The 20,526-nt window shown below is 72.9% G+C and carries 22 protein-coding genes; 15 read left to right on the top strand and 7 right to left on the bottom strand.

Annotation, left to right across the window (positions count from 1 at the left end; translation table 11 throughout):
• Positions 1-19: 19 nt before the first annotated feature.
• The 3 genes from H030_RS0116390 to H030_RS40475 all read left to right on the top strand — a co-directional run bounded on the left by H030_RS0116390 (position 20) and on the right by H030_RS40475 (position 4,507).
• A complete protein-coding gene (locus H030_RS0116390; protein ID WP_231398458.1) occupies positions 20-2,011 on the top strand; it encodes an acetoacetate--CoA ligase in 1,992 nt (663 codons plus the stop codon).
• A gap of 42 nt (positions 2,012-2,053) precedes the next feature.
• Positions 2,054-2,767: a DUF4389 domain-containing protein gene (locus tag H030_RS0116385; protein ID WP_027006907.1), complete on the top strand. Its 714-nt coding sequence runs from the start codon at positions 2,054-2,056 to the stop codon at positions 2,765-2,767.
• A gap of 105 nt (positions 2,768-2,872) precedes the next feature.
• The gene (locus H030_RS40475) at positions 2,873-4,507 is read left to right on the top strand and encodes a hypothetical protein (RefSeq protein ID WP_051222900.1); all 1,635 of its coding nucleotides are present in this window, start codon (positions 2,873-2,875) and stop codon (positions 4,505-4,507) included.
• Here H030_RS40475 and soxR read toward each other — a convergent pair.
• Positions 4,491-4,934: a redox-sensitive transcriptional activator SoxR gene (gene soxR, locus H030_RS0116375; RefSeq protein WP_027006906.1), complete on the bottom strand. Its 444-nt coding sequence runs from the start codon at positions 4,932-4,934 to the stop codon at positions 4,491-4,493. The genes H030_RS40475 and soxR overlap by 17 nt on opposite strands.
• A gap of 58 nt (positions 4,935-4,992) precedes the next feature.
• Here soxR and H030_RS39145 point away from each other — a divergent pair, with 58 nt between their 5' ends.
• Positions 4,993-5,343 carry a PadR family transcriptional regulator gene (locus H030_RS39145; RefSeq protein ID WP_027006905.1) on the top strand — a complete coding sequence of 117 codons (351 nt, stop codon included), beginning with the start codon at positions 4,993-4,995 and terminating at the stop codon, positions 5,341-5,343.
• Positions 5,344-5,348: 5 nt separating this feature from the next.
• The gene (locus tag H030_RS0116365; RefSeq protein WP_155892092.1) at positions 5,349-5,945 is read left to right on the top strand and encodes an HAAS signaling domain-containing protein; all 597 of its coding nucleotides are present in this window, start codon (positions 5,349-5,351) and stop codon (positions 5,943-5,945) included.
• On the opposite strand, the gene H030_RS0116360 is transcribed toward H030_RS0116365, so the two are convergent.
• Entirely contained in the window at positions 5,942-6,955 is a 1,014-nt protein-coding gene (locus H030_RS0116360; protein ID WP_027006903.1) for a hypothetical protein, read from the bottom strand. The two genes, H030_RS0116365 and H030_RS0116360, sit on opposite strands and share 4 nt — an antisense overlap.
• 21 nt (positions 6,956-6,976) lie before the next feature.
• A complete protein-coding gene (locus H030_RS0116355) occupies positions 6,977-7,810 on the bottom strand; it encodes an aldo/keto reductase (protein ID WP_231398457.1) in 834 nt (277 codons plus the stop codon).
• A 4-nt stretch (positions 7,811-7,814) separates the two neighbouring features.
• Between H030_RS0116355 and H030_RS0116350 the strand changes: the two genes are divergently transcribed.
• From H030_RS0116350 to H030_RS0116335, 4 genes are all read left to right on the top strand, one after another.
• On the top strand, positions 7,815-8,309 hold the full coding sequence (locus H030_RS0116350; RefSeq protein ID WP_196809153.1) for an NUDIX hydrolase: 495 nt from the start codon (positions 7,815-7,817) through the stop codon (positions 8,307-8,309).
• A gap of 39 nt (positions 8,310-8,348) precedes the next feature.
• Positions 8,349-9,839, top strand: a complete 1,491-nt coding sequence (locus H030_RS0116345) for an SIR2 family protein (RefSeq protein WP_027006900.1) — start codon at positions 8,349-8,351, stop codon at positions 9,837-9,839.
• 47 nt (positions 9,840-9,886) lie between these two features.
• The gene (locus tag H030_RS39140) at positions 9,887-10,063 is read left to right on the top strand and encodes a hypothetical protein (protein WP_155892091.1); all 177 of its coding nucleotides are present in this window, start codon (positions 9,887-9,889) and stop codon (positions 10,061-10,063) included.
• 99 nt (positions 10,064-10,162) lie between these two features.
• Positions 10,163-10,780, top strand: coding sequence for a hypothetical protein (locus tag H030_RS0116335; protein ID WP_027006899.1), 618 nt, complete (start codon positions 10,163-10,165; stop codon positions 10,778-10,780).
• A gap of 330 nt (positions 10,781-11,110) precedes the next feature.
• On the opposite strand, the gene H030_RS32775 is transcribed toward H030_RS0116335, so the two are convergent.
• A complete protein-coding gene (locus tag H030_RS32775) occupies positions 11,111-11,467 on the bottom strand; it encodes a thioesterase family protein (RefSeq protein ID WP_051222899.1) in 357 nt (118 codons plus the stop codon).
• 27 nt (positions 11,468-11,494) lie between these two features.
• Here H030_RS32775 and cofD point away from each other — a divergent pair, with 27 nt between their 5' ends.
• From cofD to H030_RS0116300, 6 genes are all read left to right on the top strand, one after another.
• The gene (gene cofD / locus H030_RS0116325) at positions 11,495-12,424 is read left to right on the top strand and encodes a 2-phospho-L-lactate transferase (protein WP_027006898.1); all 930 of its coding nucleotides are present in this window, start codon (positions 11,495-11,497) and stop codon (positions 12,422-12,424) included.
• 4 nt (positions 12,425-12,428) lie between these two features.
• Positions 12,429-13,142, top strand: coding sequence for a 2-phospho-L-lactate guanylyltransferase (cofC, locus tag H030_RS32770; RefSeq protein WP_051222898.1), 714 nt, complete (start codon positions 12,429-12,431; stop codon positions 13,140-13,142).
• Positions 13,139-13,897 carry a coenzyme F420-0:L-glutamate ligase gene (gene cofE, locus H030_RS0116315; protein ID WP_027006897.1) on the top strand — a complete coding sequence of 253 codons (759 nt, stop codon included), beginning with the start codon at positions 13,139-13,141 and terminating at the stop codon, positions 13,895-13,897. Before cofC ends, cofE begins: the two co-directional genes overlap by 4 nt.
• Before the next feature lie 71 nt (positions 13,898-13,968).
• Positions 13,969-16,713: an FtsX-like permease family protein gene (locus tag H030_RS0116310; protein ID WP_051222896.1), complete on the top strand. Its 2,745-nt coding sequence runs from the start codon at positions 13,969-13,971 to the stop codon at positions 16,711-16,713.
• Complete coding sequence (locus H030_RS0116305) at positions 16,710-17,447, top strand: ABC transporter ATP-binding protein (protein ID WP_051222894.1); 738 nt, start codon at positions 16,710-16,712, stop codon at positions 17,445-17,447. Before H030_RS0116310 ends, H030_RS0116305 begins: the two co-directional genes overlap by 4 nt.
• Complete coding sequence (locus tag H030_RS0116300; protein WP_027006894.1) at positions 17,444-17,695, top strand: hypothetical protein; 252 nt, start codon at positions 17,444-17,446, stop codon at positions 17,693-17,695. Before H030_RS0116305 ends, H030_RS0116300 begins: the two co-directional genes overlap by 4 nt.
• Here the strand turns inward: H030_RS0116300 and cobF are convergent.
• From cobF to H030_RS0116285, 3 genes are read right to left on the bottom strand one after another with little or no spacing between them, the layout of a single operon-like run.
• Entirely contained in the window at positions 17,671-18,405 is a 735-nt protein-coding gene (cobF, locus tag H030_RS0116295; protein ID WP_027006893.1) for a precorrin-6A synthase (deacetylating), read from the bottom strand. The two genes, H030_RS0116300 and cobF, sit on opposite strands and share 25 nt — an antisense overlap.
• Entirely contained in the window at positions 18,402-19,064 is a 663-nt protein-coding gene (locus H030_RS32765) for a cobalt-precorrin-6A reductase (protein WP_051222892.1), read from the bottom strand. The genes cobF and H030_RS32765 overlap by 4 nt, the downstream gene beginning before the upstream one ends.
• A 25-nt stretch (positions 19,065-19,089) precedes the next feature.
• Positions 19,090-20,508: a pyridoxal phosphate-dependent decarboxylase family protein gene (locus H030_RS0116285; RefSeq protein ID WP_027006892.1), complete on the bottom strand. Its 1,419-nt coding sequence runs from the start codon at positions 20,506-20,508 to the stop codon at positions 19,090-19,092.
• Between the last annotated feature and the right edge of the window lie 18 nt (positions 20,509-20,526).

Below are 20,526 nucleotides of genomic sequence, written 5' to 3'. Positions count from 1 at the left end.
GTGAAAGAGTTCCGGGTTGATGGCCAGCGACGAGCCGACGGTGCTGTGGGCGCCGACCGAGGAGCGGATCGAGCAGGCGACCATCACCCGCTTCGCGCGCTGGGCCTCGGCCACGCGCGGGGTCGACGTGACGGCCTCCTACGACGCCCTGTGGCGCTGGTCGGTCGACGACCTCGAAGGCTTCTGGGCGGCGATCTGGGAGTTCTTCGAGGTCCGCGCCTCGCAGCCCTACACGAGCGTCCTCGGCGCCCGCGCCATGCCCGGCGCCGAGTGGTTCCCGGGCGCGCGCCTCAACTACGCCGAGCACGTCTTCGCCGGCAAGACCGACAGCGCGCTCGCGCTCCAGCACGCCTCCGAGGTCCGCGAGCAGGACTGGATGACGTGGGGCGAGCTGCGCGACATGACCGCCCGGATCTACACGGGCCTCAAGCATCTTGGTGTGGAACCCGGCGACCGCGTCGCCGCCTACATCCCCAACATCCCGGAGGCGGTCGCGGCGTTCCTGGCCTGCGCCGCGCTGGGCGCGACGTGGTCGTCGTGCTCGCCGGACTTCGGCGCGCGCTCGGTCGTCGACCGCTTCGCGCAGATCGAGCCGAAGGTCCTGATCGCCGTCGACGGCTACCGCTACGGCGGCAGGGACTTCGACCGCCGCGACGTCCTCGCGGGCCTGCGCGCCGAGATCCCCTCGCTGCACCACGTCGTCCTGCTCGACTACCTCGGCGCCGAGGGCGAGACCACGTTGGACAACGTGGTCGGCTGGCGCGAGCTGATCAAGCAGCAGGAGCCGCTGGAGTTCGCCCAGCTGCCGTTCGACCACCCGTTGTGGGTGCTCTACTCGTCCGGGACGACCGGGCTGCCGAAGCCGATCGTCCACGGCCAGGGCGGTGTGCTGCTCGAGCACCTCAAGTTGATGAACCTGCACGTCGACGCCCAGGAGGGCGACCGCGTCTTCTGGTTCACGACGACCGGCTGGATGATGTGGAACTTCCTCGTCGGCGTGCTGCTGACGCCCGCGTCGATCGTCCTGTTCGACGGCAACCCGGGCACCCCGACGCTCGACAGGCTCTGGGACCTCGCGGCCGCGACCGAGGTCACCACCTTCGGGACGAGCGCGTCGTTCATCGCCTCGTGCATGAAGGCGGGCATCGAGCCCGCGGCCGGCGGCGAGCGCGACCTGAGCAGGCTGAAGGCCGTGGGCTCGACCGGCTCGCCGCTGTCGCCCGAGGGCTTCGAGTGGGTCTACGACCACGTGGGCAAGGACACGTGGTTGTTCTCGACGAGCGGAGGGACCGACGTCGTCTCCGCGTTCGTCGGCGGCGTGCCCACGCTCCCGGTCCACCTCGGCGAGCTCCAGGCCCGCGCGCTGGGCGCCAAGATCGAGGCGTGGTCGCCGGACGGCGAGCCGCTGACCGGCGAGGTCGGCGAGCTCGTGATCACCGAGCCGATGCCGTCGATGCCGGTGTTCTTCTGGGGCGACGAGGACGGCGCGCGCTACCGCGAGTCCTACTTCGAGCTGTTCCCCGGCGTCTGGCGCCACGGCGACTGGATCGAGATCACGCCGCGCGGGACGGCCATCATCTACGGCCGCAGCGACTCCACCATCAACCGCGGCGGGATCCGGATGGGCACCGCTGAGATCTACCGCGCGGTCCTGGCCGATGATGATGTGGTCGACGCCCTTGTTGTGGATGTTCCCGGCCGCGAGGGCTACAGCGAGGGCTGGATGCCGTTGTTCGTGGTCTTGCGCGAGGGCGTCTCGTTGAGCGATGAGTTGATCGCGCGGATCCGGACCCGCGTGCGCGAGGACTGCTCGCCGCGCCACGTGCCCAACGAGGTCGTGCGGATCGCCGAGGTCCCGCGCACGCTCTCGGGCAAGGCGCTGGAGGTCCCGGTCAAGCGCATCCTCATGGGTCAGCCCGCGGACCGCGCCGCGTCCCGGGACTCGCTCGCGAACCCCGCGGCGCTGGACGTCTTCGTCCGCATGGCAGCCGAATCGTCAACGGGCGGTTAGCACCCCTTTGCGCGGGCGCGCCGTGCGGTTAGGCTCGCGGCCGTGAACGATCAGCCCATCTTCGAGGCCCAATACGTCGAGAAGCGCTCGCGCCTCTCGAACTTCTTCCGCTACCTGCTGGTGATCCCCCACTTCTTCGTGCTGCTGTTCTGGGGGTTCTTCGCCGAGATCGCGGTCTTCATCGCGTGGTTCGCGATCGTCATCACCGGCCGCTACCCGGAGGGCCTGTACAACTTCGTCGCAGGCTTCGCGCGGTACGCGACCGGGGTGAACGCGTACCTGTCGCTGCTGGTCGACGACTACCCGCCGTTCAGCGGCGACGACACCTCCTACCCCGCGCAGTTGAGGATCCCGCCGCGACTGGACGGCTACGACCGCGTCAAGACGTTCTTCCGCTTCATCCTGCTGATCCCGGTGGCGATCATCGGCTACGCGATGCGCTTCGTGTGGACGTTCGGGTCGTTCCTGTCGTGGATCGTGATCGTGATCATGGGCAAGCAGCCCAAGGGCCTGCAGGAGATGACGCAGCTCGGGCTCTCCTACGAGACGCGGATCATGCCCTACGCCCTGCTGCTGACCGAGGCGTTCCCGGCGTTCTCGAACCCGGGCGGCAACGGCGTGCTCGAAGGGCCGCCGTCGAGCGGTGGCGGGCTGCCGGCCGCGTCGTTCGCGGCGCCCGAGGCGCCGGGTGGCACGAGCCCTGCGGCGCCGTCGTCGTCCTCCGGGCTCTCCGGCGGCGACCCGCTCGCGGGCTAGCTCGTCGCAGGTTTGGTGGGGTTCGCGGGGGTTTTGCCACCGCGAACCTCTGCAGTTGGCGCGTTTGGACGCCTGTACTAGGTCGGACATGCCGACCACGAGGGTATGCTCACCGTCGGCCCTCGCCACCTCGCGGTCGTTGCCGCGTTCGCCGCGCTCCCCTTGCTCGCCCCCGCCGCCGCGCGTGCAGACGTGCTGCTCACGCGTGCCGGGACCGGCGCCGCCGGCGCGATCGGCGACGGCTCGATGGCGCCCGCCGCGGCGCTGAACGCCCCGCGCGGGCTCGCGCGCCTGGCCGACGGCTCGATCCTCGTCGCCGACACCGGCAACAACAAGATCCGCAAGATCGCCCCGGACGGCACGATCACGACCGTCGCGGGCACCGGCGTGGCCGGGTCCACGGGCGACACGGGGCCGGCGCTGCTGGCGCAGCTCAGCGGCCCGCGCGACGTCGCGGTGGCGCCGGACGGGATCTCCTATTACATCGCCGACACGGGCGGCAACCGCGTGCGCTTCGTGGACGGTTCCTCCGGCGCGATCACGGCCTTCGCAGGCACGGGTGTCGCTGGCGCGACCGGCGACGGGTCCGCCGCGACGCTGGGTCAGCTGAGCGGTCCCTCGGGGCTGAGCGTGACCGCGTCCGGGACCATCCTGATCGCCGACACCACCAACAACAAGATCCGCGCGGTGACCGGCGGGACGCTGTCGTCGGTGGCGGGCACGGGCACCGCGTCCTCGACGGGCGACGGCGCGCCGGCGATCAACGCCACCATCAACGCGCCGCTGGACGTCGCGGCGCTGGCGGGCGGCGGGTTCCTGATCGCCGACACGACCGGCAACCGGATCCGGAAGGTCGACGCGGGCGGCGGGATCACCTCTGTTGCCGGCACGGGCAGCGCCTGCACCCCGGCCGGCTCGTTGTGCGGTGACTACGGCCCGGCGACGTTGTCCTTGTTGAACGCGCCGTCGTCGATCGCGGTCGATCCGACCGGCGCGACGGGCGGGTTCCTGATCGCCGACACGGGGTCCAACCGCGTGCGGCGCGTGAGCGCCAGCGGGACGATCACGACGATCGCGGGCTCGGGTGCGGCGTGCGCGACGGCGACGCTGCTGTGCGGCGACGCGGGCCCGGCGGCGCTGGCGTCCTTGAACGCGCCGCGGGCGGCGATCGACCTGCCGGACGGGTCGACGATCTTCAGCGACGCGGGCACCAACCGGCTGCGCGCGCGGATCCCGGATCCGCTGGGCGCGACGGGGCCTGCGGGCGCGGCGGGCGCCACGGGCGCGACCGGCGCCACGGGTCTCACCGGCGCGACCGGCCTGACGGGCGCCACGGGCGCTTCCGGCACGGACGGCGCCGATGGCGCGGCGGGCCGTGACGGCGTCAACGGCTCCGCGGGCGCGGCGGGCGCGACCGGTCCGGTCGGCCCCGCGGGCCCTGCGGGCCCCGTCCTCCTCCCCACGCTGGCGGCGTCGTTCGCCTCCACCAAGCTCACCGGCCGTACGGTCCGGGGCACGGTCCTGCGGCTCGTGGTGACGCGCGGCGCGACGGTCGTCGTGCGCGTCAAGCGCGGGACGAGGACGGTGGCGACGCGCAAGGCGGTGTACAAGACCGGCGGGCGCAAGGAGATCGCGCTGCCGAAGCTCGGCGCTGCGACCTACGGCGTGACGCTGACCGCCACCGACGGTGCCGCCTCGGCGGTCGACCGCGCGGCGCTGCGGATCATCCCGGGGCGCTGATCCAGAAGCGCGGGCCCGGGCCGCCGCGGGCGGCGCGGTCGTCGGGGTTGGCGAGCTTGCAGCGGTCCAGCGACAGGCAGCCGCACCCGATGCACTCGCCCAGGCCGGCCTTCAGCCGTTCCAGCTCCGCGATCCGCTCGTCGATCCGGCCCGACCAGCCGGCGCTCAGCCGCGACCAGTCGGCGCGCGTCGGCGCCCGGTCCGGCGGCAGCTTCTCCAGCTCGGCGCCGATCTCGTCGAGCGTCAGCCCGACCTTCTGGGCGAACACGATGAACGCGATCCGCCGCAGCACCGGCCGCGGGAACATCCGGTGCCCCGATCCCGCACGCTCACTCGTGATCAACCCCCGCTCCTCGTAGAACCGCAACGCGCTCGCAGCAACACCGGAGCGCCTGGAGACCTCGCCGATCGGGAGCAGCCTGCTCATGACCTCAAGCGTACTTGAACGTTGACGCGCCACGGTCGCACCAGGTACCTTGCACCGCATGGCACCGGACGCCGACGACGCGCTGCTGGCGCAGCTGCGTCGTGGGACGCTCCAGTTCTGCGTGCTCGCGCTGCTGGCCGGGGAACCGCGCTACGCGTTCGACGTGGTCCGCGACCTCGGCGAGGTCGAGGGCATGGTCACCAGCGAGGGGACCATCTACCCCTTGTTGAGCCGGCTGCGCCGCGACGGGCTCGTGTCGACGTCCTGGCGCGAGTCGACCTCGGGACCGCCGCGGCGCTACTACGAGCTGACGGCCGCCGGGCAGGCGGCGCTGGAGCACTTCACCGATCAATGGCGCATGTTCAGCGGCGCCGTCGACCACCTGCTGGCCGGGAGGGCCACGACCTGATGATGATGACCCGGACGGAGGGCGCCGCGGACGCGGCGATCGCCGAGTACGTCGAGGATCTCGAGCTGACACTGCGCGACCTGCCGCGCGGCCGGCGCCGCGAGCTCGTCGCCGACCTGCGGGCGCACATCGCCGAGGCGCGCGCGCAGCTGCCCGATCCCTCCGACGAGGTCGCGGTGCTCCTGATCCTGGCGCGCCTCGGCCAGCCGACCGACATCGCGGCCGAGGAGCGGCAGGACTTCGCCCCGGCAGCCGGCGCCGACGGCGGCCCGGGGTGGCGTGAGCCCGCCGCCCTGGTGCTCCTGCTGTTCGGCGGCTTCGTCGCCGGGTTCGGCTGGCTCGCCGGCGTCGTGCTGCTGTGGTGGTCGCCGCGCTGGACGGTCGGCGAGAAGGTGCTCGGCACGCTCGTCATCCCCGGTGGTCTGGCGACCAGCGCGACGCTCATCCTGAGCGGCCTCGTCGGCGGCTACGCCTGCGACGGGACCGGCTGCGACGGGCCGCACATCGGCTCGATTATCGAGGTCGCCGTGCTGGCGCTCGCGCCGATCGTCGTGTCGGCGATCCTCGCCTCCCGCGGCCTGGACCGCCGTCGCCGCGGCTAGCGCAGCGGCAGCGGCGGCGCCTCGGGGGCGTCGAGGTCCGGCGGCGGCGGTGCGGGCGTCGTCGGTCGGAGGCCGATGATCAGCAGTGCGAGCGCGGCGAGCGCCAGGACCAGGGGCCAGCCGACGAGCGTCGCGCCCGAGGCCGTGATGCCGAAGGACGTCATCACGGCGAAGACGACGAGGTTGAGGACGCCGATGTAGGCCGGTCCGGGCTGGCGGTCGACGGAGCTGTAGGCGATCAGGCCGAAGCCGGCGGCCACGATCAGCAGCTCCCAACCCCAGCCGACCGCGGTGTCGCCGTAGCCGACGGTGAAGAAGCCGATCGAGAGCTCGGAGACCGCGCTGTAGGCGTCGTCGCCGCCCACCAGGCGCCGCAGCACCACGGAGATGGCGAAGCTCACGCCGATCGTCAGGACGGCGACCCCGGCGGCGTCGATCAGCGCGACGCCGTGGCGCAGGTGGCGGTCGCGCTGGCCGATCGCGGCGAAGCCGTAGACCACCATCAACCCGACGAGCACCCAGCGGAACGTCCCGATGCCGGGCGCGAAGATCCACGCGACCAGCGCGATGACCGTGACGCCACCGAACAACGACCCCAACAACGTGCAGACCGCGCTGTTGCGCCCGATCGCGAAGGCGAACGCCAGCGCGGCGACGGCGCCGGCCTCCCACGTCGTGCACCCTTCGGTGGAGAACGACCGCTCAGCGCCAAGGACGTCGCCGAACGACGTCACGACGGCGATCCACAGCGCGACGCTCGCGATGTACAGGACGCTCTGGTAGGCGCGCGGCGCGTCGCCCTCCGGCTCGGCGAGCACGGCCAGCAGCGTCACGAACGCCCACGGCAGCGTCGCCCACACGAGCTGGCCGCCGTCGCCCCAGGCGGCCGCGAAGCGCAGCCGGACCAACCACACCAACGTGGCCAGCACGACCACGCCGGCGGCGATCACGTCACCGCGGAACGGCTTGGGGCGCAGCGCGTTCAACACGCCGCGCCCTTCGCCGCGCACCGCGGCGATCCTGCGTGCGGGCTAGTTGAACGTGTCGGGGTCCGGGCCGATGCGCTCGCCGCGGTCCAGGGCGTCGATCGCGGCCATCTGGTCGTCGGTCAGCGTGAAGTCGAAGACGTCGATGTTCTCCTCGATCCGCGACTGGGTCACGGACTTCGGGAAGACCACGTTGCCGTGCTGCAGGTGCCAGCGGATGACGACCTGGCCCGGCGTCTTGCCGACGGCCTGCGCGATCTCGACGATCGCCGGATCGTCCAGGACCGCGCCCTGGGCCAGCGGCGACCACGCCTCGGTGACGATGTTGTGGTCGGCGTGCTCGCGGCGCAGGCCGGTCTGGGCGAAGTAGGGGTGCAGCTCGATCTGGTTGACGGCGGGCGCGACGCCGGTCTCGGCGATGATCCGCTCCAGGTGCGCCTGCTGGAAGTTGGAGACGCCGATCGAGCGCGTCAGGCCCTCCTGCTGCAGCTCGATCAGGGCCTTCCAGGTCTCGACGTAGTTGTCCTTGGCGGGCGTCGGCCAGTGGATCAGGTAGAGGTCGACGTGCTCGACCTCCAGCTGGTCCAGCGACGTGCGCAGCGCGCGCTTGGCGGAGTCGTAGCCGTGGTCGGAGTTCCACAGCTTGGTCGTGATGTACACGTCCTCGCGCTGCAGGTTGGCGGCGTGGATCGCCTGCCCGACGCCCGCTTCGTTGTTGTAGGCCTTGGCGGTGTCGACGTGGCGGTAGCCCGCCAGCAGGGCGCGCGTGGTGATGTCGGCCGTGTCCTCCGGCGGGATCTGGAAGACGCCGAAGCCGAGCTGCGGGATCTGCTCGCCGTCGCGGAGCGTGACGGCCGGTACTTGGGAGGAAGGAGTCACGGTCATGCATCTTGCCGTGCCCGACGTGCTCGTTGGCAAACGCGGCGTTGGCGCGCTGGCCCGGGCAGGCGTGTCGGACTGCTTACATTGGGCGCAGATGCTTCGGGTGATCGCAGCGGCCGTTGTTGATGCGCGAGGGCGGTTGCTGGTGGTGTCCAAGCACGCCGCGCCGGACGTCCATTACCTGCCAGGCGGGAAGCCGGATGACGGCGAGAGCGAGTTGGAGGCCTTGGCGCGCGAGGTCCGCGAGGAGCTGGGGGTCGGCGTGGTCGACCCGGTCCGGTTCACGGACATCCACGCGGAGGCGACGTTGGAACGCGTCCCGATGCACCTCGTGCTCTACCGCGCGTCGTTGAACGGGACGCCGGCGCCGGCCGCGGAGATCGCAAGGATGGCGTGGTGGCCGGCGGAGGGCATCGCGCTGGCACCACCGATCGAGCACATCGCGGTACCGCGCCTGCGCGCAGCGGGCGCGCTCGGCGATACGAGCAAGGCCTGAACGGTCGTTCTCACCGACCGATGATGTAGGACTCCGCGAATGGCCTTGAGCCAGTTCGCGACCGCACCGCTCTCGAAGATGATCCGGCACCTGGCCGGCCGCTCTTCGCTGACGGTCGTCGTCGGCGCCGGTGTCTCGGCCGAGGCCGGCCTGCCGACGTGGAACCGGCTCGTGTCAGACCTGCTCGACCGTGCCGGACGCGAGCGTCTCGCCCTCTCCGACGATGGTGCGCGGGCGACCTGGATCGCCAAGATCCTCGGCGGTGAGTCCCCGCTTGGCGCCGCCGCGATGGCCGAAGCGCTCGCGGGCGACGACCTCGCCAACTGGATCCCGGAGGCACTCTACGGAGCCGACGCGGCCCGGTTCGCACCCGGCCCGATCGCTCGCCAGCTGCCTGTCCTGCGGGCGGCCTACGGCCCCGCTCTGCGGTTGATGACCACCAACTACGACGACCTCGTCGAGCAGGCGCTCACCGACGCGCTCCCGGGCGTGGCGCCGTGCGTGTACACGGGCCCGGCCGGCCTCGCCGCCCTCCCGGAGACCGATGCCGACCACCAGCGCGTGGTCCATCTGCACGGGTACCTCGCGCGTGACGGCCACGCCGAGGGCACGGTCGTCCTGACCGAGCGCGACTACCAGCACGTCGCGACCGACGACTGGCAGCGCAGCGTGGTCGGTTCCGCACTGATCGACGGCTCCTGCCTGTTCATCGGCTCCAGCCTCACCGATCCCAACCTACTGCGCTACCTGCACGCCCACGCGGGCCCGGGCAGCCCACAGCACTACGCGATCTTCACGCGCCAGGACGCGTACCCGAAGGGCACGCCACCCGAGGTGATCGACGCCTACGAGAACGCGCTCAAGGCGCGCTGGCGCAGCAACCGGCTGGAGATCGTCTTCGTCGACCACTACGCCGAGATTGCCTTGGCCCTCGCTGAGATCGCCCGCGCCAAGCGTGGCGGCGCCAGCTACCGGCCGCTTCCGGGCCGCCTCGCGGACTGGCACGCGCAGGTCGCCGACGAGCTGCTTCTGCCACCGGACTTCGCGGCGGCGCAGGACTTCCTGCACTTCTCGATGAACGCCCTGCTCCACGCCGCGGTCGGCACGCTCGAGCCGCTCGTCGGCCAGCCGGTCGACGAGGTGCTGTCGGCGACGCTCTGGCTGGTGGACGCGGCCGGCGACACGCTGACGAACTGGGCGACGACGGATCGTGTCCACCGGGACCCCAGGACGATAGACCCGATCCCGATCGACGAGCACAGCCGCTGGGTCGCGGTCCGCTGCTTCTGCCGCGGGACCGCGCTGGGCGAGCCGCGCAACGTCTACGCGTCGCGCTGGCACTTCGTGCGCGGCCTCCCGCTCGTCACACGTGATGGCATCCCCGCTGGCGCCATCACGATCTCCAGCATGCTCGCCGAGGACGAGACCATCCTCAACGCGATGGACCCCGCCGTCGAGGTGTCCTTCGACGACACCATCCAGGAACTCGCCCTCTATATCCTGGATCTCGCCTCTATCGGCACCACATGAAGCAACAGCGTTCCATCCGCCCACCCCTTCACACTCCACCCTTCCTCATGCCCCGGAACCGACACGACTTCGAGATCCGCCTCCCCAACGGCGACATCCTCATCGTCGAGACCAAGGATCGCGACCCGAAGGTCGATGCGGCGTTCAAGGCCGCGCAGGATCGCGTGCGCGAGGAGACCCGCGTGCGCTTCGAGGAGTTCCGGCGCGCTCAGCAGGCCGCCTGAGCGCAGCGACGCTCACCCGGTAGACGCTGCTGGATTTGCACGGCCGTAACGTGGCGGATACGGTCGCGGACGCTCACTGTCCAAGTGCTTGGAGTGCTCATGCGGTTCCGCTCGCTCGTCGTTGTCGTTGTGGTGTCCTCGCTCGCCGCGCTCGCGTTCGCGGGCGCTGCCTCCGCGAAGGGCAGGCCGAAGCACGGCCACATCAAGCCGGACCTGGCGCACGTGCCCAAGTTGCAGGCGATCCCGGCCGAGCTGGTGGCCGCGTTCCCGGTGTTCAACCAGCCCGCGGTGAGAGCGCCCGACGTCGTGCTGCGCACGTTCCAGGACTCGCGCACCGTCCAGATGTTCGGGACCGACCCCCGCCAGGCCCGCGCGATTACCGGGCTGCGCGGCGGCACCTGGTACGCGATCCCGGGCACCAAGGGCATCTGCCTGTTCGCCGACACCGCCGCGGGCACGTGCACCGTGACGGCCAACGCGACCGCCGGCAAGCTGATGTTCTTCACACCGGCCAGGGACGCCGGCGACGTCGGGTCCTTCATGGGCCTGGCCCCCATCGGCTTCCAGACCGCCTCGGCCCTCCTGCAGTCCGGCGCGACGACGACCATCCCGATCACGCCTTCGGGCGCCTACCGTCTGGACGCTGTCGGCCCCTTCAAGACCTTCTCGCTGACGCGGGCTGTCGGCGACCCGGTGGTGTTGGCCGGGGTGCCGTAGGCGTTCTCCGGACGGGCGACGGCGAAGACCGCGACCACTCCGCGCCCGCCAGGGCGACGACGATCAAGCGAAGCGCCTTCAACCCCGGCGCGTGCGGAGGCGCGAAGTGATGTCGCGGAAACGGACGGTCGCGTCGCCATGTGGCGTCGGGCGCGTGGAGCGATGCCAGACGGGTGACGGCAAAGGGCGCGACCGCTCCGCGTGACCAGACGCGATGACGACCAAGCGAAGCGCCTTCATCCACGACGTCGGCGGCGCGAGGACTGATGACGCGGTCGCCGGCGTCGGCAGTGCTGAGAGGCCAGAGCGCGTGAGCTGAGAGGCGCGTCGCTAGAACGCGCCCGGCACCACGCGGCGCTCGTGTGTTCCCACGCCGATCGTGCGGTCGTCTTCCAGCACTTCAACGTCGAACCGGAGCTTCCGCTCGTCCACGATCTCGCGCAGGACCGCGCGTGCCACGCAGTGGGAGCCCTCGAAGGCGCCCGCCACGTGCTTGATGCAGACCTCGAAGCCCACGGTCGTCGATCCGGGTGGGATGTGGGACTGCGCGAGGGTCGTCGCGGCGTACTCCATCATGCCGATCATCCCCGGCGTGGACAGCACGCGGCGGGGCAGCGAGCCGCGCACGTCGGTGAGCAGGACGCCCTCCGCGACGAACGCGTGCTCGTGGATCTCAGTGGTGCCCACGAGCGGCACGTTATCGTCAGCCGCCGCATGGACTTCGACTCCCGTTCCCCGGTGGTCGTCCTGGCCGGAGGCACCGGAGGCGCGAAGCTCGCCCGCGGGATGGCCGACGTCGCCGGAGACGACCTCGTCGTGATCGCCAACACCGGCGACGACGTCGAGCTGTACGGCGCCTACGTCGCCCCCGACCCGGACCTCGTCAGCTTCCACCTCGCCGACCGCATCGACCCCCGCGGCTGGGGCCTCGACGGCGACACCTTCCACGTGATGGAGGGCCTCAAGGAGCTCGGCGTGGACGTCTGGTTCAACCTCGGCGACCGCGACCTCGCCTACGGCATCCGCCGGGCGGAGCTGCTCGCGCAGGGCACCCGCCTCACGGACGCCATCGCAGAGCTCACGCAGGCGCTCGGCCTCGGCGCCCGCGTCCTGCCGATGGCCGACGAGCCCGTCCGCACCGCGATCCGCTCCGGCGGCACCTGGGTCCCGTTCCAGGAGTTCATGGTCCGCCACCGCGCGGCCCTGCCGATCGAGGACGTCCGCTACGACGGCGCCGCCGACGCCACGCTCTCGCCCGAGATCGCGCAGGCACTGCAAAGCGCGCGCGCGATCATCGTGGGACCCTCCAACCCGGTGATCTCGATCGGCCCCATCCTCGCCGTCCCCGGCCTGGCCGCCGCCCTGCGCGACGCGCCCGCGCCCGTGGTCGCGGTGTCCCCCATCGTCAAGGGCCAGGTCGTCAAGGGCCCGACCGAGCCGTTCCTGGACTGGGCGGGCGTGACCTTCGACGCCGCGGGCATCGTCAGCTTCTACGCCGACCTGCTCGACGGCCTCGTCGCCGACGAGACCCTCCCGGCCGACTCGACGCTCCCGTCCCACACGACCGACACGATGATGAGCGACCCCGAGGCCGCCAAGCGCGTGGCGAGCGAGACGCTGGCCTTCGCCGAGGGGCTGGCGTAACGCGATGGCCACCCCGCCCCGCGGCAGGACGATCGCCGTCCTCCCCGTCAAGCGCTTCGGCGCCGCCAAGCAGCGCCTCGACAACGACCTCTCCGACGGCACCCGCCGCGCGCTCGCCGAGGCGATGGTCACCGACGTCCTGATCGCCCTGCGCCGCGCCAAGCGCGTCGACGAGGTCCTCGTCGTCTCCGGCGAGACGCTCGCGGTCGCCCTCGCCGCCGGCTACGACGCCGCCGCGGTCGTCGACGACCCCACCGACGACGGCCACAGCGCCGCCGCCGCCCGCGGCGTCGCCGCCGCGATCGAGCGCGGCGCCACGCGCGTCCTGCTCGTCCCCGGCGACTGCCCCGCGCTCGACCCCGCCGAGGTCGACGAACTGCTCTCCGACCACCCCGCCACCGTCGGCGCGGGCGACGGCACCCCGGAGGTCGTCGTCGTCCCCGACCGCCACGGCACCGGCACCAACGCGCTGCTGCTCCTGCCCCCGGACGCGATCGCCCCCGCCTTCGGCCCCGGATCGCACGAGCGCCACCGCCGCCTCGCCCAGGAGGCGGGCGCGCGCGTGGAGTCGGCGGACATCCCGACGCTCGGCCTCGACGTCGACACCGTCGACGACCTCGCGGCGCTACGTGTCGCGCTGGAGGACGTGCGCGGCGGCGCCTCCCACACCCGCGGCCTGCTCGCGCGCTTCAGCCGCGTCGGCGGCGGCGCGGGATGAGCCCGGCGGTCGCCGCGCGGCCGCTGCCCGGGATCCCCGAGGTCCGGCCGGGCGACGACCTGGCGGCGCTCCTGAGCGCGGCCCGCGGCGCCGACGGCTTCGCGCCCGGAGAAGTGCTGGTGGTCGCTCACAAGGTGGTGTCCAAGGCCGAGGGGCGAGTCATAGCACTTGCCGACGTCACGCCCTCCGAGCAAGCCCTACGCCTTGCGGCGAGCCTCGGCAAGGACGATCCCCGCCACGTCGAGGTCGTCCTGCGCGAGACCGCCGAGGTCGTCCGCGCCGAGCACGGCGTCCTGATCTCCCGCACCCACCACGGGTTCGTGTGCGCCAACGCGGGCGTCGACGCCTCCAACGCCGCCGACCCGGACCACCTGATCCTGCTGCCGACCGACCCGGACGACAGCGCGCGGCGCCTCCGAGCCCAGCTTCCCGGCCACCCCGCCGTCGTCATCGCCGACTCCTTCGGCCGCGCCTGGCGCCACGGCCAGTGCGACGTCGCGATCGGCATCGCCGGCCTGCGCCCGCTCGAGGACTGGCGCGGCAGGCAGGACACCCACGGCCGCGAGCTGAAGGCGACCTGGATCGCCACCGCCGACCAGGCCGCGGCCGCCGCCGACCTCGCCCGCGGCGGCAAGGACGCCGCGGAGCCCGCGGTCGTCGTCACCGGCCTGGAGCGCCACGTGCTCGCGCCCGGCGACGACGGTCCCGGCGCGCAGGCGCTCCTGCGCAGTCGCGAAGAAGACCTCTTCGGTTAGCGCCCTCCACCACGCCGTCACGCGCCCGGTAGGTTGCGGGTCTTGGCTGGTGTGGGAGGAGGACCGTCGACATGCTGCGCCTGATCGCGGCCGAGCTGCGCTTCCGCCGCGGCCGCGCGCTGGCGCTGCTGGCCGGGATCGCCGTCGCGACCGCGTCGTTCACGGTGCTGACGGGCGCATCGCAGTCCTCCAAGCTCGAGGTCCGCGGCCAGGTCGCGCGCCACTTCCGGACCGCCTACGACGTCCTCGTCCGCCCGCGCGGCGCGCCCTCGGCGCTGGAGCGCCAACGCGGGCTCGTCCAGCAGAACTTCCTTGCCGGGACCTTCGGCGGGATCACGATGGACCAGCTCAAGACGATCCGCCACGCGCCCGGCGTCCAGATCGCCGCGCCGCTGGCGATCTACGGCTACATCATGCCGACCGCGCAGATCACGCTGCCGGTGGCGAAGCACCTCAAGCCCAAGCAGCGCGCCCTCTTCCGCCTGCGCTCGTCCTGGACCGCCGACGGCGGCGCGATCCACCTGAGGGACGCCGACTCCTACATCTACGTCACGCCCAACAGGATCCAGGCCCCACCGCCGCGCGCGGTCGGCACGCCGAACCAGACCCGCGCAACTGAGTTCTTCTCGTCCCAGAGCTTTGCCGGGATCTGCCCGTCGCGCTCGTCGGCGGCCTCCGCCTACGCGCCCGCCGCGCGCCGCTGGCTCTGGTGCTGGTCGACCGACGGCACCCTCGGCCGCAGCGACTACGGCGTCGAGCGCCACGCGCCCGCGACGATCGGCGCGCGCGTCCAGTACCCGTTCCCGCTGCTCGTCGCCGGGATCGACCCCAAGGCCGAGGCCGCCCTCGACGGCGCCGACCGCGCGGTCGTCTCCGGCCGCTGGTTCAAGGGCGACGAGGACGCCCAGCTCCTGGGCAAGGAGTACACCAAGTTCCGCGTGATGCCGATCCTCGCGGCCTCGACGACGCCCACGCAGCTCAGGGCCGACTACGCGATCGACCAGCTCCCGCGCGCCGCAGCCGACGCCTACGGCCGCGCCAAGGACGACACCACCCGCGCCAACCGCATCCTGCGGGCCGCCTCCGGGCCGACCGTCGCACGCCGCACGATCACCGCGACCGACGCCTACAACGTGCTCCTGCGCCAGATGCGCGCGGTGCAGGACGTGCCGGGCCTCTGGACCACCGGCCCGCAGCGCTACGCGCTGACCGCCCGCGCCGGGACCGTGCGCCCGCTGGTCGCCAAGACCGATCGCTTCGCCTGGGGCGCCGCGTCCAAGCTCGACGGCACCGGCACCGGCTTCATCCAGGCGCCGATGCTCGGCCGCGACACCGGCTACCGCGAGTTCCGCGAGCACCTGCAGGTGCCCGCCGTCCCGCCGCCGTACTTCACCATGACCAAGGTCGTCGGGACGTTCGACCCCAACAAGCTCGCTGGCGCCGCCCGCGCGCTCGATCCCTTCCACGCGCCCGACGCGCAGATCGAGGGCGGCGGGACGCTCGCGCCCGACGGCAACCCCGCGGGCTACTTAATCGCCCCGCCCGCGCTGCTGACGACGCTGAAGGCCGGGATCGGGCTGCTGCAGCCCAACCTGTTCGGCCAGGAGAACGACGCCCAGGCCGCCGCGCCGATCAGCGTCGTCCGCGTCCGGGTCGCCGGCGTGACCGGCCCGGACAAGGCGTCGCGCGAGCGGATCCGGCTCGCCGCCGAGGCGATCGCCAAGCGCACCGGCCTGCAGGTCGACGTCACCGCGGGCTCGTCGCCGACGCCGGTCAATGTCGCGCTGGACCGCTCCAAGCTCGGCCGCCCCGCCGCGACGCTGCGCGAGGGCTGGACCAGGAAGGGCGTCGCGACGACGATCCTCAACGCGGTCGACCGCAAGTCGGTGGCCTTGTTCTTCCTGGTGCTCTTGGTCTGCGCGCTGTTCACCATCAACGCGACGAGCGCCGCCGTGCGCTCGCGCTCGACCGAGTTGGGGATCTTGGCCTGCGTCGGCTGGCCGGCGCGCAAGCTGTTCACCTACATGCTGACCGAGGTCGCGCTCGTCGGCGCCCTCGCGGGCCTCGCCGGGTTGTTGGTGGCGTTGCCGCTCGGCGCCGCGCTGGGCCTGCCGGTCGGCGGCTGGCGCGCCGCGGCGGCGATCCCGGGCGCGACGCTGCTGGCGCTGCTGGCCGGGACGATCCCCGCGCTGCGTGCCGCCCGCGCCGAACCGCTCGCCGCCGTGCGCCCCGCGGTCCGGACCGGCCGGACGACGCGCCGCGGCGTGCGCAGCCTCGCCGGGCTGGCCCGGACCAACCTCGTGCGCGTCCCCGGGCGCAGCGTGCTCGGCGTCGCCTCGCTCGGCGTCGGCGTGTTCGCGCTGACCGCGCTGCTGGCGGTCACCGCGGCGTTCCGGGGCGCGGTCGTCGGGACCGTGCTGGGCGACGCGGTCGCCGTCCAGGTCCGGACCGCCGACTACCTCGCGGTCGCCGCGACGCTGGTCCTGGGCGCGCTGTCGGTCGCCGACGTGTTGTACCTCAACCTGCGCGACCGCTCCGCCGAGATCGCGACGCTGCGCGCGACCGGCTGGCGCGAGCGCCAGCTGACCCGCCTCGTCGTCTTCGAAGGCATAGGCCTTGGGTTGCTCGGCGGCATGGGCGGCGCGCTGCTCGGCCTCGGCGCCGCCTGGGCCTTCACAGGCCAGCTGACCACCACGATGCCGCTCGTCGCCGCGGCCGCCGCCGGATGCGGGATCCTGTCCGCGGTGCTCGCGTCCCTCCCACCCGCCGCCGCGCTGCGGCGCCTGAACACCGCGACCCTGCTCGCCGAGGAATGACCAGCACCGTCCACATCGAGAACGTCGTCAAGCGCTACATGTTGGACTCGGGGGCCGAGCTGGTCGCCGCCGACAGCGTGACGCTCGACGTCGCCGCGGGCGAGTTGGTGGCCTTGACCGGCCCGTCCGGCTCGGGCAAGTCCACGTTGTTGCACCTGGTCGGCGGCGTCGACCGCGCCGACGACGGCCGCATCGTCGTCGACGACCGCGAGGTCACCGCGCTGTCGGGCGACGCGCTGGCGGCGCACCGCCGCGCGGTCGGGTTCGTCTTCCAGCGCTTCAACCTGCTCGCGGCGCTGACCGCGCTCGACAACGTGCTGGCGCCGACCGTGCCGTTCAGGCGGCTGGGCTTCGACGCCTCGGCGCGCGCGCACGACCTCCTGGAGGCCGTGGGTCTCGCCGGCCGCGAGTCCTCGCTGCCGTCCCGGTTGAGCGGCGGCCAGCAGCAGCGCGTGGCGATCGCGCGGGCGCTGATCTGGGAGCCCGGGCTGCTGCTCGCTGACGAGCCGACCGGCAACCTCGACTCGCGCACGGGCGCCGCGATCCTCGACCTGCTGCTGGAGATCCGGCGTCAACGGGGTACCACGATCCTGCTGGCCACGCACGACCCGGTCGTGGCCGCGCGCTGCGACCGCCTCGTCCGGCTCCAGGACGGCCACGTGACCGACGACATCGACCTGCTGACCACCGACGTCGACATCCCCGCGCTGCTGGCCGGAGAGCACCGGCCGTGAGATGGCGGCGGCTGTTCGGCCTGGCGCCGTCGCGGCCGGGGCACCCGTTCGGCGTGCAGGAGCTGACCGCCGCGCTGGCGGCCTACGCGATCCTGTTCGCGTTCGCCGCGGTCGTCGGCGACAGGGCGGGGTTCAGGAACCCGGTCGGCACCGCGGCCGGGCTGTTCGTCGTCTTCGCGCTGGTCCTGGTCGTGCGCTTCGTCGTGGAGCGCAGGATCGAGCGTCAGTCCGGCGTGCGCAGGAGGTAGGTGTCGAACATCCAGCCGCGCTCGTCCTTGGCGCGGGCGCGGGTCGCGGCGATCTCCTCGCCGACGTCGCCCACGCGGCCGCTGATCAGCAGCTCGCCGGGCATGTTGATGTACGCGCCCCAGTAGATGATGTGGTCGGGTCGCGTCAGGAACGCGCAGGCGGGGTCGAGCATGACCACCAGGTCGCCTTCGGGCGCGCGGCCATCTTGTAGGAGTCGCCCCGGGAGGATCGTGACGGGCCGGCCGGTGCGGGTCAGGACGACGCCGTGGCGGGCGGCGAGCGCGTGCGGCGCCGAGACGCCGGGGATGACCTCGACGTCGAACGGCGGCACGCCGGGCGCCGCGCGCGCGTCCTCCAGGACGGCGAGCGTTCCGTCGTAGAGGGACGGGTCGCCCCAGGCGAGGATCGCGGCGGTCTGGCCGTCCTGGAGGGTCGAGAGCGCGTCGGCGAAGCGGGCGGCGCGACGGGCGCGCCAGGCGGCGACGGCCTCGGCGCCGCGGCCGCGCTCGTCGTCGGCGATCGCGATCTCGCGGACGTCGGCGCGCGCGTGGCGGTCCTTGATCGCGCGGCGGGGCGCCTCCAGCTCCTCGACGGCGGCGCGGTGCTCGACGGTCAGCAGGACGTCAGCGTGCGCGAGGGCGGCCGCGCCCTGGAAGGTCAGCTGGTCCGGGTCGCCGACGCCCACGCCGATGACGACGACGCGTCTCACGCCGTGGCCTCCGGCCGGCGCACGATCACGACGGGCAGCCCGCGGCAACGCGCAGCCTCGAGCTTGGGCGCGGGACCGCCGCTGTCCTTGGTGATGACCATGTCGATGTTGTAGCGGTCGATGAGGTCCAGCTCGCCGTCGAGGGTGAACGGGCCGCGTTCGAGCAGCAGCTCGCCGGGCGGGAGCGGGGTGTCGGGGCGCGTGATGCAGCGGATGAGGAACCAGGCGCTGCGGGCGTCGGTGAATGCGTCCAGCCCGAGGCGTCCGGTGGTCAGCAGCACGCGGTGTCCCTCCGCCGCGCGCGCCGCCTCCTCCAGCGAGTCCACCCAGCGCCAATCGTCGCCGGCGCCTTCCTCGTAGCCCGCGCGCTCGACGGTCTCCAGCGGCACGCCGGCCGCCGCGCACGCCGTCCGGGCGGACTGCGAGATCCGCGCGGCGAACGGGTGCGTGGCATCGACGACCTGCTCGACGCGGCGCTCGGTCAGCCACCGCGCAAGCCCCTCCGGCCCGCCGAACCCACCGATCCGGACCTCGCCGGGCGGCATCAGCGGCGCCTCGGTCCGGCCCGCGAGGGCGGTGACGACCGCCACGCCCTCGCCGACCAGCCGCGTCGCGAGCTCGCGCGCCTCCCGCGTGCCGCCGAGGACCAGGACCGTCATGGGCCGGATCCTACGCGCGCCGGGCTCAGGTCAACGCGTCGCCGACCGCGCAGACCTCGTCGACCAGCGCCTGCACGTCGGCGTCGGTGGTCCGGAAGTTCACGAAGCACGGCCGGATCGCGACCGCGCCGTCGACCACGGCGCTGGCGACCCAGACGTGGCCGTCGCGCTGCAGGCGCCGGGCGATCCGGGCGTTGTGAGTGTCGATGTCGACCGCCGGGTCTTCCGGTACATGTTGGAACGGGAGGACCGACAGGACCGGCGGGCCGGTCAGCGCGCGTAGCCGCGGATGCTCTTCGACCATCGCGTAGAGGAGCTGCGCGTGGGCGAGGTTGCGCTCGATCGCCGTGCGGAAGCGCTCGGCGCCGTGGAGGCGGAAGGCCAGCCACAGCTTCAGCGCGCGGAACGGCCGCGAGTACTCGAGCGTCCGGTCCACCGCGTTGGGCAGCTCGTCCTCGTCGGGCATGTAGGACTTGGCGTGGCCGAAGGTGTCGTAGAGGACGTCGGGGTCCTTGACGAGGATCGCGCCGCAGGCCTTGGGGAGGTACAGCCACTTGTGCGGGTCGACGGTTAGGGAGTCCGCGCGTTCCATGCCCTTGAAGCGCTCGCGCATGCTCGGGACCGCCGCCGCGGGCGCCCCGTAGGCGCCATCGACGTGGAGCCAGACGCCGTGCCGCTCGCAGACGTCGGCGAGCGCGTCGAGCGGGTCGATCGCGCCGGTCAGCGTGGTGCCGGCGGTGGCGACGACGGCGAGCGGGATGACGCCCGCGCTCTTGTCCGCCTCGATCGCCTGCGCGACCGCGTCCGGGTCCACCCCGCGGTCGCCCGGGTGCTGCGGCAGCGACCGCACCGCCTCGCTTCCGAGCCCCAGCAGCTCCGCCGCACGGACGATCGACGCGTGCGCCTCGGCCGAGCAGTACAGCGCGGCGCGGCGGCCGCCGATCCCCTGCGTCCGGACGTCCGGGAGCGCGCGCCGGCGCGCCGCCGCGAGCGCGGTGACGTTGGAGACGGTGCCGCCGCTGGTGAAGTGCCCGTCGGCCGCCGGGTAGTTGATGAAGTCGGCCAGCCAGCCGATCGCCTGGGGCTCCAGGTCGGTCGCGGCGGCCGACCAGGAGGCCATGTTGATGTCGAACGACTCGGCGAGCGCGTCGGCCAGGACGCCCGACTCGAGCCCCGAGCCCCCGACGAACCCGAAGTAGCGCGGGCGCGACTGCGCGAGGCTGCGGTCGAGGACCATCATGGTGTCGTCGATCGCCTGGGGCAACGGGGCGCCGTGCTCCGGGAGCGGCTCGCGCAGCAGGGCGCGCAGGGCGTCGTCTTCGACCGGCTCCTCGGGGCGGGCACGGCGGAAGCCGTCCCAGGCGGTGGCGAGCTCCTGGGTCAGGCGGCCGAGCGCGATCGCGTCGGCGCCGGCGAGACCGAGCGGCGAGAGGTCGGAGGACATGCGCGCGACGCTACTCCC

This window comes from Conexibacter woesei Iso977N, assembly GCF_000424625.1.
In the GTDB taxonomy this organism is placed as follows: domain Bacteria; phylum Actinomycetota; class Thermoleophilia; order Solirubrobacterales; family Solirubrobacteraceae; genus Baekduia; species Baekduia woesei_A.
Note: the sequence above shows the minus strand (reverse complement) of the source record. Positions and strands in the feature narration are given on the sequence as shown.

Excerpts from the sequence above, each read along its gene's own strand:
- H030_RS39140 (WP_155892091.1), top strand. The coding sequence starts at position 9,887 with ATGCCCCGGAACCGACACGACTTCGAGATCCGCCTCCCCAACGGCGAC.
- cofE (WP_027006897.1), top strand. The coding sequence starts at position 13,139 with ATGAGCCCGGCGGTCGCCGCGCGGCCGCTGCCCGGGATCCCCGAGGTC.
- H030_RS0116285 (WP_027006892.1), bottom strand. The coding sequence starts at position 20,508 with ATGTCCTCCGACCTCTCGCCGCTCGGTCTCGCCGGCGCCGACGCGATC.
- soxR (WP_027006906.1), bottom strand. The coding sequence starts at position 4,934 with ATGAGCAGGCTGCTCCCGATCGGCGAGGTCTCCAGGCGCTCCGGTGTT.
- cofC (WP_051222898.1), top strand. The coding sequence starts at position 12,429 with ATGGCCACCCCGCCCCGCGGCAGGACGATCGCCGTCCTCCCCGTCAAG.
- H030_RS32765 (WP_051222892.1), bottom strand. The coding sequence starts at position 19,064 with ATGACGGTCCTGGTCCTCGGCGGCACGCGGGAGGCGCGCGAGCTCGCG.
- H030_RS0116310 (WP_051222896.1), top strand. The coding sequence starts at position 13,969 with ATGCTGCGCCTGATCGCGGCCGAGCTGCGCTTCCGCCGCGGCCGCGCG.
- H030_RS40475 (WP_051222900.1), top strand. The coding sequence starts at position 2,873 with ATGCTCACCGTCGGCCCTCGCCACCTCGCGGTCGTTGCCGCGTTCGCC.
- H030_RS0116345 (WP_027006900.1), top strand. The coding sequence starts at position 8,349 with ATGGCCTTGAGCCAGTTCGCGACCGCACCGCTCTCGAAGATGATCCGG.
- H030_RS0116350 (WP_196809153.1), top strand. The coding sequence starts at position 7,815 with ATGCATCTTGCCGTGCCCGACGTGCTCGTTGGCAAACGCGGCGTTGGC.
- H030_RS0116365 (WP_155892092.1), top strand. The coding sequence starts at position 5,349 with ATGACCCGGACGGAGGGCGCCGCGGACGCGGCGATCGCCGAGTACGTC.
- H030_RS0116390 (WP_231398458.1), top strand. The coding sequence starts at position 20 with ATGGCCAGCGACGAGCCGACGGTGCTGTGGGCGCCGACCGAGGAGCGG.
- H030_RS0116335 (WP_027006899.1), top strand. The coding sequence starts at position 10,163 with ATGCGGTTCCGCTCGCTCGTCGTTGTCGTTGTGGTGTCCTCGCTCGCC.
- cofD (WP_027006898.1), top strand. The coding sequence starts at position 11,495 with ATGGACTTCGACTCCCGTTCCCCGGTGGTCGTCCTGGCCGGAGGCACC.
- H030_RS39145 (WP_027006905.1), top strand. The coding sequence starts at position 4,993 with ATGGCACCGGACGCCGACGACGCGCTGCTGGCGCAGCTGCGTCGTGGG.
- H030_RS0116305 (WP_051222894.1), top strand. The coding sequence starts at position 16,710 with ATGACCAGCACCGTCCACATCGAGAACGTCGTCAAGCGCTACATGTTG.